The 11,316-nt window shown below is 42.1% G+C and carries 10 protein-coding genes and 1 pseudogene; 5 read left to right on the forward strand and 6 right to left on the reverse strand.

Annotated elements, in window-relative coordinates:
- Positions 1-493 precede the first annotated feature (493 nt).
- Positions 494-937, forward strand: coding sequence for a hypothetical protein (locus V7K67_RS10525; protein WP_334707554.1), 444 nt, complete (start codon positions 494-496; stop codon positions 935-937).
- Positions 938-1,202: 265 nt separating this feature from the next.
- On the opposite strand, the gene V7K67_RS10530 is transcribed toward V7K67_RS10525, so the two are convergent.
- The 3 genes from V7K67_RS10530 to V7K67_RS10540 all read right to left on the reverse strand — a co-directional run bounded on the left by V7K67_RS10530 (position 1,203) and on the right by V7K67_RS10540 (position 4,623).
- Entirely contained in the window at positions 1,203-2,882 is a 1,680-nt protein-coding gene (locus V7K67_RS10530) for a flavin monoamine oxidase family protein (RefSeq protein ID WP_335166421.1), read from the reverse strand.
- 722 nt (positions 2,883-3,604) lie between these two features.
- Positions 3,605-4,294: a class I SAM-dependent methyltransferase gene (locus V7K67_RS10535; RefSeq protein ID WP_334731878.1), complete on the reverse strand. Its 690-nt coding sequence runs from the start codon at positions 4,292-4,294 to the stop codon at positions 3,605-3,607.
- Complete coding sequence (locus V7K67_RS10540) at positions 4,291-4,623, reverse strand: low molecular weight protein tyrosine phosphatase family protein (protein WP_334731879.1); 333 nt, start codon at positions 4,621-4,623, stop codon at positions 4,291-4,293. The genes V7K67_RS10535 and V7K67_RS10540 overlap by 4 nt, the downstream gene beginning before the upstream one ends.
- 183 nt (positions 4,624-4,806) lie before the next feature.
- Here V7K67_RS10540 and V7K67_RS10545 point away from each other — a divergent pair, with 183 nt between their 5' ends.
- Positions 4,807-7,314 carry a U32 family peptidase gene (locus V7K67_RS10545; protein WP_334729718.1) on the forward strand — a complete coding sequence of 836 codons (2,508 nt, stop codon included), beginning with the start codon at positions 4,807-4,809 and terminating at the stop codon, positions 7,312-7,314.
- Here V7K67_RS10545 and V7K67_RS10550 read toward each other — a convergent pair.
- The 3 genes from V7K67_RS10550 to V7K67_RS10560 all read right to left on the reverse strand — a co-directional run bounded on the left by V7K67_RS10550 (position 7,309) and on the right by V7K67_RS10560 (position 9,021).
- Positions 7,309-7,932, reverse strand: a complete 624-nt coding sequence (locus V7K67_RS10550) for a Uma2 family endonuclease (RefSeq protein WP_334729743.1) — start codon at positions 7,930-7,932, stop codon at positions 7,309-7,311. The two genes, V7K67_RS10545 and V7K67_RS10550, sit on opposite strands and share 6 nt — an antisense overlap.
- 153 nt (positions 7,933-8,085) lie before the next feature.
- Positions 8,086-8,355 (reverse strand): zinc ribbon domain-containing protein, encoded by a 270-nt coding sequence (locus tag V7K67_RS10555; protein ID WP_334729719.1) that lies wholly within the window; start codon positions 8,353-8,355, stop codon positions 8,086-8,088.
- A 450-nt stretch (positions 8,356-8,805) separates the two neighbouring features.
- A complete protein-coding gene (locus tag V7K67_RS10560) occupies positions 8,806-9,021 on the reverse strand; it encodes a hypothetical protein (protein ID WP_335166426.1) in 216 nt (71 codons plus the stop codon).
- A 36-nt stretch (positions 9,022-9,057) separates the two neighbouring features.
- Between V7K67_RS10560 and V7K67_RS10565 the strand changes: the two genes are divergently transcribed.
- The 3 genes and pseudogenes from V7K67_RS10565 to V7K67_RS10575 all read left to right on the forward strand — a co-directional run bounded on the left by V7K67_RS10565 (position 9,058) and on the right by V7K67_RS10575 (position 11,231).
- Complete coding sequence (locus V7K67_RS10565) at positions 9,058-9,975, forward strand: alkaline phosphatase family protein (RefSeq protein ID WP_335166424.1); 918 nt, start codon at positions 9,058-9,060, stop codon at positions 9,973-9,975.
- 218 nt (positions 9,976-10,193) lie between these two features.
- Positions 10,194-10,625 (forward strand): annotated as a pseudogene (locus V7K67_RS10570) (SAM-dependent methyltransferase); the annotation flags it as partial.
- A 54-nt stretch (positions 10,626-10,679) separates the two neighbouring features.
- Positions 10,680-11,231: a hypothetical protein gene (locus V7K67_RS10575; RefSeq protein WP_334729744.1), complete on the forward strand. Its 552-nt coding sequence runs from the start codon at positions 10,680-10,682 to the stop codon at positions 11,229-11,231.
- Positions 11,232-11,316 lie beyond the last annotated feature (85 nt).

Here is an 11,316-nt window from a genome sequence, read left to right on the forward strand (position 1 = left end):
ATAGCCCTCCTAATTTTCTTCTTGGAGGGCATTTTATTGCTTAACACACCCATTGCGATCGCCCTTGACTAGTAACTAGCAACTTGGGTTAGTAGCTCGTTTGTCTAATCACCAACTCACTACAAGAGTAAAAAACAAGGGGTTCGGTGCTTAAAAGCTCTGTAGATACTGTTGCAATACTGCTCGGGGAAGCAGGGGAAGCAAAACTCAACGCCAGCCTCCATTTCTCCCCCGGCTATTGAACAGCTTGCCTCAACCAAGAAATTCCAAAACCTACGCAGTATTGGATACTGTTGGAGAAATATTGCTTCAATTAACGAAAGAGGCAAAACTATACAATTGTATATTTATTTAAGTGAAATTACATACACATTTGCGAAAAAATGAAGTATAAAGTAGCAGGGATATAAAAGTCAGAAGCAAAATAGAGTTTGCTGAGAATAAATTTCCTTTGGCCAACTTTCGCAAAACATAGTCGGAGATAATAAAACCTATGCAAAGCGTATTTAAAGAAAGTTTTATGCTTGCAGCAACAACTGCGATCGCCTTATTATTTGCAGGTTGTGGAGAAAGTAAAGTTGCTCAATGTAATAAAGTCATCAAGGTTGCCAATCAGGCATCTACTCTAGGTCAGGAATTCGGTAAAAATCCCAATCCGGCAAAAGGTTCCAAAGCCCTGACTGAACTTGCTGGTAAGATAGACCCACTTGCCACAGAGATGAAAGCATTAGAAATTAAAGATGAAAAATTACAAGGTTTTCAAGGACGCTTTATCACACTCTATCAGAATATCAGCAAGGAATTGAATAATGCATCAACAGCCATAGATAAAAAGAATATACCAGCAGCAAAGGGCTTTTTGGTATCTCTGCAAAAAAGTAGTAACGAAGAAAGTTCAATAGTGACAGAAATTAATAGCTACTGCTCTGGTAAATAACTAACTCTTGGCTCCCATCTCTATGAAGAGTGCTGAGTTGAAAGACCGCCTACAAGGGGCTATGTAATCGGCTCTGGCTTGGGAAGTTAGAAGCTAGAAATAATGAATATACTGACTTCTAGCTTCTGACTCATTTAAGAGCGCTATATTAGACATCTCCAGAAATTAAATATGCGTTATCCAGGGTCCTTGTAGAGACGTAGCAGTGCTACGTCTCTACATTCATTTTCACCAGATGTCTATTGATTACTGAGAATTAAATACTTTACTCTTTGGTGTAGTCGTCAGAAAAACGTTCGTTCCTTAGAATTCTGGGATGACGGTGATTTAGTTGATTGGTAGTAATTGGTTTTTTCTGTTGAGCAGAAATATTTCGCAAACCTAAATCTTGGAGGATTCTTTGGGCTGCAACTTCACCTGTTGCACAGCCGCCTTCCATATACCCTTGGTAGGACAGAGAACAGTGTTCGCCAGCAAAAAATAGATTACCTACACGCTTTTGTTCTGCTCCAGCAATGCTTGTCCATTGTCCGACTAAATAGCAAGCATAGGAGGCTCGTGTGTATTGTTCTCCAGGCCAATAAGCGCGAATGGCTTCACCTTGACGTAGGTTTTTGATTCCGGGGAAAATCCGATCTAATTGTGGTAAAAATATTTGGGCTTGAGATTCGGCTGAACCTTTACCTAAAGATAAACCTTGTTTACCACCAGTAAAGTCAGTAACCAGACCTTTGGGGCCTTTTTGGTAGCGACTGGCTTCCCAGGTGTTTTGAAAGCCTGTATCAGTAAATGTTGCTGCTGTTGAGTTATATTTATTGCGCCACAATTTTTGTTGATAGGCTGTAATTAATTTGGCATTTGTACCATATCCTAAGAGAGCGATCGCTTTCTTTTTAAATGCTGGTAAATTCACATCCAACTTCACTAAACGCAAAGTGGTAAAGGGTAAGGTCAGCAAGATTCTTTCATAAGTACGATCAAAGGTTTTATAGCCAGACTTTAAACTAACTCGATAGCGACCATCGGGACGGATACAGATAGCTTCTAATTCTGTTTCAGTTTGTATAACATTTGCTAAGTAATTCGCTAGTAGACGCGGTACTTGGTCGTTACCGCCACGAATGGTATAACGTTCATCGCTTTCACCGTAGAGTGAGAATGTATCAGTGTTAGTACCAATTAAAAATAGTAGATTTAAACAAGATTGTTCTGCTGCTTCTCGGCCATACTCGGTAGTATAAGAAACATACAGCATTTCTTGCAGAATGGGATTAATTTGTGCTTGCTCTAAATACTCTGCAATAGAAGTATTATCTAAAGCGAAAGCTGCCTGATTGTAAGAGCGATAAGTTACATCTCCATCGCCAATTGCAACTAAATCCTCGTCAATTTTACGTGCTAAGGGAATGAAGTAACTAATAATTTCTAGTTCGGGAATTTTGCGTCCTTGAAAATACCATGTTTCTGGCACTAATCCCTGATCAGTGGCGAGTATATCGACTATTGTTAAACCAAGTTCAAGAGCTAGCGATCGCAATTTCGTATGATCTGTATCAATAAATTCTCCACCTAGTTCTACAGTCACGTTAGTACCTGCGGCGTTGGCTAAACTACGCATCCGACCACCAACGCGATTCCTTGCCTCAACAATGTCTACAGGAACCCCAGCTTTACGTAAGCGGTAGGCAGCAGTCAAACCAGCAATTCCCGCACCTACTACTAGCACCTTGGGAATCGTAGCAAAAGCCATAGAATCACGTCCATTATGCCAGGTAGCTGTAGCTAATGCGCTTGCCAATCCCAAACCTCCATACAGTAAGCGGCGACGAGTAGTTCTTTGTTTTAAAATATCAACTATCTCATCTGCGGGAATGCCAGTTTTGATCGATGCCCTCGCAATTTTATAAGCGCATTGCAAAGATCCCATTAGTGCAGACTTAGCCATTCAATGCACCTCTATTGCCGCTAATTTTCAAATGATATTAATTATTGCAGGTTTAGACTAGTGTTTATATAAAGTAATTAAATTAAAGTCTGACAATTAATAAATCTTATTTCTGGTATTTTTGGTTTGTTTAAGTAAGTTGGTATGAATAATTAAAGGTTTTTAGTAAGAACTCAAGCCTTTACTAATAGCCAATTGGATTAACTTTAAATTGCTTAATATAGTTTTATTTATTCTTGCCCACTTACCGATCTTAGTGGGACTTAGACAGAAAACACTCAAAAAATAGCCTTAAATCTATATACAGAAAAACTCTGACATCGTTTTGCTGAGTTTATTGATATACAGCGGATTTCAGTTAAAAGGGAACAGGGAACGGGCAACAGGCAACAGGGAAATCCCCATAATTAAAATCAGGGGATTTGTACAAGGACACATTGAAACATCGTGGCTGACGCCATCTCGTTTCAAATATTTTTATCTCTTTTCATAAATAAATTTAGGGGCTTTAAACCCTGTATTCGGGGCTAATTTTTTTTCTGTTCCCTGTTCCCGCCCCGAAGGGGCTTGGTAAATGAGGTGCAAAATTTAATAAAAAAGTCATATACCAAGAGACTTGCAGCCTTGTTCCCTGCTGTATATGGGTTTGGGCTATTTTTGGGCATTTGGTGTATTTTCCCTATCCTCCATAGATTTGAGGCTTATTTCTACCTCAAAAATGTTTAAATCCCGATAATCGGTCGAAAACCACCAAAAACAGCAAAGCTAAAATTTTTGTACCAGCAATCCACATTTTGAAATCCAGCCGCTTCTAGCCAGCGAAGTTGAATATCAAGGGTTGCCATGCGATCGTATTCCATACGTTTTTGTGCGGCTTTGAGATCCTGCTCTGAGATATTCTGAGCGCAGACAGAATCTAACCAGTGTTGACGGTAAAGTGTTTCTAAATCAGGCGTTTTGCCAAGAACTTGATCGGCATTGACAAATATCCCTCCAGGATTGAGAACATCATAAATCCGTTGATAAAGAAGTTTTTTATCAACATCTGACAGATGATGAATCGATAAGGCAGAAATTACAATATGATATGAATCACCTAAATTAGTGTCAACGTAATCACCAATTAATATTTTGGGAGATTTACCCATTTGGCTAAATCTAAACTTAGCTTTCTCTAACATCTCAGGAGCTAAGTCTAGTAAGGTAAACTCTGCATTAGGAAAGACGGACTGAACCATACTTGAGTAAAGTCCAGTACCAGCACCCAAATCTAGAACCTTCAGCGGTGCGGTGTCGTCACCTGGGATGATTTCAACGGCTGTTTTGTAAAAGTCATCAAAACAAGGAATTAAAATACGACGTAAGTTATCGTAATCTACTGCGGCGGAATTAAATGCTTCTTGAATATTCATTGTCTAATTTTTAACAGGGGTAAAACTTTTTGTTTTAATAACTCAATTAAAGCTGGTTCCATATATTCATATTCATCTGGAATATCTAAACATATAACTCTTTTATCTTTAAGCAAGGGCTGAAATTTTTTCGATAGTTTATTTCTATGGGATTTTTCCATCACAAAGATAATGTCAGCCCATTGAATAGCCTCCGTTGATAATGGGACTTCAGCATAGTGGTCTAAGCCTGCGGAGTCAGTTTCAAGTCCTTCATATTCAGAAAACACAGCCTCGGCTGTAGGACTTCGCAATTTATTCTGGCTACAGATAAATAAGAGCTTTTTCATTAATTAAGCAGCCTCTTGCCGATCTAACTCTAAAAAAGTTCTTTAACATTCCAAATCAAATCTTTCTTTGACAAAGATAGAAAATCCAAATGTTTCACTATTCTCAAAATAACAAAGCTTCATCCCTTTCCCCACTAACTTAGATAAAATCACTATGGTACTACTTAACCTTCCCCAACCTGAATGAAAAGCGATATCTCCCCTTCCCCACTCTCTCTTCAACGTCCTGAACTACTGGCACCAGCAGGTAACTGGGACTGTGCTAAAGCTGCTGTGGAAAATGGAGCAGATGCGATTTACTTCGGTTTGGATCGGTTTAACGCCAGAATGCGGGCACAAAATTTTACTGAGGCTGACTTACCTCAATTAATGACATTCTTACACCGCCGGGGCGTAAAGGGTTATGTCACTGTCAACACACTAATATTTCCCAAAGAACTAGCAGAAGCACAGCAATATCTCCGCACAATTATTGCCGCTGGTGTGGATGCAGTGATTGTTCAAGATATTGGGATATGCCGTCTCATCCGTCACCTCTCCCCTGATTTTCCTATCCATGCTTCCACCCAAATGACCATCACTAGTGCGGCTGGGGTGGAATTTGCCAAATCCCTTGGCTGTCAATTAGTCGTGCTGGCGCGTGAATGTTCTCTCCAGGAAATCAATAAAATACAGCAGCAGATTGCCCTCCAGGAAACTTCACTGCCCTTGGAAGTTTTTGTTCACGGTGCCTTGTGTGTAGCGTATTCCGGTCAGTGTTTGACTAGTGAGGCTTTAGGCGGACGTTCTGCTAACCGGGGTGAATGTGCCCAAGCTTGCCGGATGCCCTACGATTTAATTGCTGATGGGGAAGTTGTCAATTTAAAAGAACGCAAATATTTACTCAGTCCTCAAGACTTAGCAGGGTTAGATGTTTTGCCCGATTTGGTGAAATCAGGAGTAACTTGTCTTAAAATTGAAGGTCGCCTGAAAGCTCCAGAGTATGTTGCTAATGTCACCCGTGTTTATCGGCAAGCCTTGGATGGAGTGATGACGGAATTGGAAAGACCATCAAATCAAGAACACTACAACCTAGAAATGGCATTTTCTCGCGGACTCTACACGGGTTGGTTTGGCGGGATTAATAATCAGGAATTAGTTCATGCCCGCTTTGGTAAAAAACGTGGGGTTTATTTAGGTGAAGTGACCCGCATTCACAACGAACAGGTAACAGTCAAATTGGAAGCGCCTCTAAAACCGGGGGATGGAATTGTGTTTGACTGCGGTCATCCAGAGGCGAAGGAAGAAGGTGGCCGAGTTTATGCTGTGGTACACAAGGGTAAAGAAACGATACTGACCTTTGGTCGAAATGACTTGAACCTGCGCCAAGTGCATATAGGCGATCGCATTTGGAAAACTAGCGATCCAGAATTAGATAAGCAACTGCGTCAGAGTTTTGCTGGCGAGAACCCACAATTTCAGCGTCCGATTGACTTGGAGATTTATGGCGAAGTTGGTCAGGCGTTGATTGCGATCGCCCGCGATCAATTCGGTAATATTGTCCAAATTGAGTCTGCAATTTCACTAGTGGAGGCACATACCAAACCCTTAGATACAGACCGTTTACAAGAACAATTCGGTCGTTTGGGTAACACCCCCTTCTGTTTGGGAACCCTAACCAACCACCTCATCGGTGCGATTATGCTACCCGTCAGTGAGTTGAACCGGATGCGGCGAGAAATAGTTGCACAGTTGGAAGAATTGCGGAGTCAACCCAAACGCTGGCAATTACTTTCTAATATCTCTTTCCAAGACTTACTCCCCTCCTCATCCCCCTCATCCCCCTCATCCCCCTCACTCATCGTCTTAGTACGAAACCTCAAGCAACTCCAAGCCGCCCTCAAAGCTGGTGTTGAAACACTCTACTGCGAATTTGAAGATCCCCGCGCCTACCGAGAAGCAGTACAGCTAGTACGTCAACCCAGACAACAATCCCCAGTCCCCACAATTTGGGTTGCACCACCCCGAATTACCAAACCGGGCGAAAACTGGATTTTGCAGCAAATACGTACCTGTGAAGCAGATGGCTATTTGATACGGAACTATGACCAACTACAATTCTTTGCCGCAGACCGTTGTATTGGAGATTTCTCACTCAACGTTGCTAATCCCTTAACAGCAGATTATTTTCAGCAACGCTTTGGTTTAGAACGACTGACGGCATCATACGACCTGAATATTAGCCAACTGCAAGACCTGCTCACCAGTTGCCCTCCCCAGTGGTTTGAGGTGACAATCCATCAGCATATACCGATGTTTCACATGGAGCATTGTGTTTTTTGTGCCTTTCTATCAACGGGTACAGATTATACCAACTGTGGACGACCTTGTGAAAAGCAGGAAGTGAAATTAAAAGACCGTGTAGGTACTGAACACGTTCTCAAAGCAGATGTAGGTTGCCGCAATACTGTATTTAACGGCACTGCTCAAACGGGAGCCGAGTACGTACAACGTCTGATAGAACTGGGATTACGTCACTTCCGCATCGAGTTTGTGAATGAAATACCAGAGCAAGTGACTAAAACAATACATCGCTACCGTCAACTACTGCAAGGTGAAATTACAGGTTCTCAATTATGGCGTGAGTTGAAGCTGCAAAATCAATTAGGCGTAACTCGTGGCCCTATGGGAGTGTCTGTATTGCGATCATAATTCATTGTCTGAACGCCCAGCTTGAAAAATCTGTTCGGCAGTCAAGTTTAATTCTAGAAATGTAGGGGATATGATGCGGTCATTTCCCCGAAACAGATTAACTTGATACTCACCATCCACCAAATAGTAAACGGAAATAGTCGGTTGTTTGGGACTACCTATATATCTTCTACCGCCTAAAGCTAAATAATCAGTAATCCAGTATTCAGGAACACCAAAAGTTTCGTAGTCAACCAGTTTGTGTGCATAATCATCTTTCCAATTAGTGCTGACGACTTCAATAACTAAGGGAACCGACGCAGCTTGAGTAACAGTTGATGACTTTTTCCACATCGGTTCTGCTGAAAGATTCTTTTGATTTATCACTATCACATCAGGCGAATAACCTGATTCTTTGTCAGGAACCTTAACTAGTGCTTGCTTGGGTATAAGGTAGGGGAGACTCAGCCGTTCAAATTCTACGTTTAGTTTTTTAGCTAAAAAACCATTAATCTCTTCATGATCTCCTACTGGCTGCATTTCAACAATTATCCCGTCGTGTAGTTCATAACATCCGCCATCTGGCTTCCAATTTAGGAATTCTTCAAAAGCGATCGTTTTTGGTAAGGCTTGAAACATCACACTTACTCCTGATGATGATTCAGAGTTTAGCAAATTACTTGTTATCACATCACTGAGGAGAATCACTATAATAACCAGATAGACGTGATTGTAGTCAATGAATGTCATAGAATTGAACCTCACACCACTAGAAGTGGCGTGATTCCTGCTTCAACGATCTGAGCCGGAATAGAAAACAGGACTTACAAGTTCTCCACAGGCGTTTAGAGCCTCCGTGATCCCCACGGCGGCCATTAATCTCAATCCCTCAGCCAATATGTTCAAAGCCGCATTATTGTCTCTCAAATTGTAATTGCTGCAAGTAGGACAAGACCATTCACGCAGTTTTAAATCTTTGACTAATGGGTTGATAAAACCACAGTGATTACAAGTTTGAGATGAGGGATAAAATGTACTATTATATCTCAAAATTCTCCTCATTATGCTCAAAGACTGGTTGAGCGATTAACTCAACGCTCTGAGCAAATTTCCCAATTTCCATTATCGGGTCGCATTGTCCTAGAATTTGAAACTAAGCAGCGAATGAACGTTATAAACCAATACGCTTGGGTTAAGGGCTACTGGCAACAATTTTGGGTTTTCGAGACGCGATAAATCGCCGTCTCTACAAGTGTTTTGGGCTTATCTAAACTGTATTGCGTTATAAACTCAATGTTGGAACCGGCTAGATGTTAATGTTTCCTTAAAGCTCTAATAGCTAGTGCTTAAACCTATATCAGTATTTTTGTGAGGCTTACAATCATTTTGTAAAAATCAATGCAACTACAGTTATTTAAGTGGGCGATTCTTCCCGTTGCGTTTGTGGCTGCGAGCCTCCTAAGCGTACACGCGGTAGTAGCGGACAAGGGTGAAAGTGAAAGCGTTGGAAGGTTAGAGAAGGGCGAAAAGTTTGAACAGGGTGAAAGGGGCAGAAGGATCAAACATATCTTCGTCATAGATATGGAGAACCACAACTTCACGCAACCCAGCAGCGATACAAGTGCGCCCCACCAGATATTCGGCAATCCCGCAGCCCCGTATCAAAATAGCCTCATAACCCCCGGAAATCGGAATGCCGCTCAGGTTTCCTACGCCGGTGCTTACCATAATGTCCTGGCTACACCGTCCGGCAATAACCCAAGCATCCACCCATCTGAGCCAAACTATATTTGGCAGGAAGCCGGCAATAACTTTGGCGTGTTGAACGATAATGATCCTTACAAAAATCCTGGTGGCACTAACCAGAATACGACACTCCATCTCAGTGCTTTACTTGAGCAAGCTGGTCTCTCGTGGAAATCATACCAGGAAGACATTGACCTGGCAAAAAATGCTAATGGTCTGCTTACCAACACGGTTCTACCTCGAAACCAGTGGACTGTCCCTCTGAGCAGCTTTAGTGGTACATCAACTGATTACACTAACCCTTACAACGGTAGCAATCAATATAACTTTGCGTGTAAACACGACGGTCATCTGTTTTTCACTGACACCAACGGCGGTAACGACCCAACACCAGCAAACCCTCTAGCATCTAAATATGCACCATTGCAACAATTAAAAGAAGACCTTGCTCATAATAAGGTTGCCAGTTACAGCCTGATTACACCAGACCAATTCAACGATTCACACACGGCGTTGACTAATGGCTTTGACTATCATGGGGTGCATTACACAGGCGATCAGTCCGCAGTTGCACAGGGTGACAATTTTCTTGCCACGATCATTCCAGAGATCATGCGCTCCGATGCTTACAAGGATGATGGTGCGATCGTGATTTGGTGGGACGAGAGTGAAGGTACTAACGCCAACGACTTCAGCCACACCCTGGAGGAAATTGTGATCTCACCTCTGGCCAAAGGCAACGCCTATGAAAGCTTAGTAAATTATACTCACTCGTCCGACCTGAAGAGCTGGGAAGAACTCTTCGGTGTGTATGCACCAGGGCACGTATTTTTGGGAGATGCAAACTCCCCAGGTACCAATGACTTCTCGGATCTGTTTAAGAAGGGGGCACTCACCTCGAAGGGGTGGAGGGAATGGACAAATAAACACGAGTAATTCGCGCCTTAGAGGAGTACTTCAAGGCAACGACAATTCAACCCAAAAAGCATCCGCATTGACATCAAAATAAAACCCTTGAATGATTGTTTTTAGTTGTAACCAAATATTTTCTTATTGTTGTAAGCCGCCATATTCACCACTGCTGGGGAGTTTGTTTAACTATCTCCACAAGCCTCAGCACGGTTGGGGATGTCTCGTTTTTTCGCCAAATCATCGCGATCGCTTCCATACATCAAGCACTAAAACCTGGAGGGCGTTTTGTCGCAGAATTTGGCGGTAAGGGAAATATTTTGGCGATCGCCACAGCTTTATACAGCGCTTTAGAGTCCATTGGTATCCACCAAACACAAGTAGAGAATCCTTGGTATTACCCCAGTATTGGTGAGTACACCACTCTACTAGAACAACAAGGCTTTGATGCCATTTATGCTATCCTCTTTCCTCGTCCCACTCCCTTAGCAGAGGGAGAAGCTGGCATCGCAAACTGGATTAAAATGTTCGCTGGCTCTTTCTTCGCCGGACTTTCACCTGAGCAACAAATAGAAATAATTTCCGTCATTGAGGAATATCTGAAGCCAACACTATATCAACAAGGAACTTGGACAGCAGATTATCGAAGAATTCGCATCGTTGCCGTTAAACTTTAATTTGTGCGAATTTTAACTTATACCTTCATGACGAATTATGAATTAGTATCAGTTATGTATATACCCAAATTGTGCGATCGCCTTTGGCTTTGGCGCAGCCATCGCCAGACATCATTTTCATTACTACTAACCATTAGCCTCACTACTTTACTAGTTCCGCCCTCACTAGCACAAACACCCCTAATACCGTCACCTTCTAGTGCGCCTTTAGAACTAGACTTATTAACCAAACCAAAAGACTATGTAATCACAGCTAACACCATTCATCCAGAACGATTAACCGTTCCTAGCTTATGGTGGGCACAACAAAACTCTGAGAAAAAGCTATTGGATAATTGGATAGCATATCCAGCTTCAGAGAAAGAACCTGCACGAGTAGACTTGATCGTGAATCAGCAAATTTGGAGCTTACTAGAGTATGTAGAACGCTACGACTTCGTAAATCGCTTGGGTAGTGCTGCCCGAAACTTTGGTTACAACGTCCGAGTATTCAATTATCAAAAAGAACCCTTGGCAACCTACACTTGTAACTTTAGTGCAAGTCCAGCTTTATGCAGTATCCAAACGACTGTCAAGAACAAGATAGGGTTCCAGCGTTCACTCTAGTAATTTACAGGAGTGGGGGATTATGAAAAATCGCTTCTGCTTGATAACATCTTGCAGGGTGTAGCACCAAAGGCACTGTACAGAT

It is taken from the genome of Nostoc sp., assembly GCF_036917155.1.
GTDB lineage: Bacteria > Cyanobacteriota > Cyanobacteriia > Cyanobacteriales > Nostocaceae > Nostoc.

What these genes read in the sequence shown, in the direction of transcription:
- V7K67_RS10545 (WP_334729718.1), top strand. Translation starts at nt 4,807, where the DNA reads ATGAAAAGCGATATCTCCCCTTCCCCACTCTCTCTTCAACGTCCTGAA.
- V7K67_RS10530 (WP_335166421.1), bottom strand. Translation starts at nt 2,882, where the DNA reads ATGGCTAAGTCTGCACTAATGGGATCTTTGCAATGCGCTTATAAAATT.
- V7K67_RS10575 (WP_334729744.1), top strand. Translation starts at nt 10,680, where the DNA reads ATGTATATACCCAAATTGTGCGATCGCCTTTGGCTTTGGCGCAGCCAT.
- V7K67_RS10555 (WP_334729719.1), bottom strand. Translation starts at nt 8,355, where the DNA reads ATGAGGAGAATTTTGAGATATAATAGTACATTTTATCCCTCATCTCAA.
- V7K67_RS10550 (WP_334729743.1), bottom strand. Translation starts at nt 7,932, where the DNA reads ATGTTTCAAGCCTTACCAAAAACGATCGCTTTTGAAGAATTCCTAAAT.
- V7K67_RS10560 (WP_335166426.1), bottom strand. Translation starts at nt 9,021, where the DNA reads ATGGTAAGCACCGGCGTAGGAAACCTGAGCGGCATTCCGATTTCCGGG.
- V7K67_RS10540 (WP_334731879.1), bottom strand. Translation starts at nt 4,623, where the DNA reads ATGAAAAAGCTCTTATTTATCTGTAGCCAGAATAAATTGCGAAGTCCT.
- V7K67_RS10525 (WP_334707554.1), top strand. Translation starts at nt 494, where the DNA reads ATGCAAAGCGTATTTAAAGAAAGTTTTATGCTTGCAGCAACAACTGCG.
- V7K67_RS10535 (WP_334731878.1), bottom strand. Translation starts at nt 4,294, where the DNA reads ATGAATATTCAAGAAGCATTTAATTCCGCCGCAGTAGATTACGATAAC.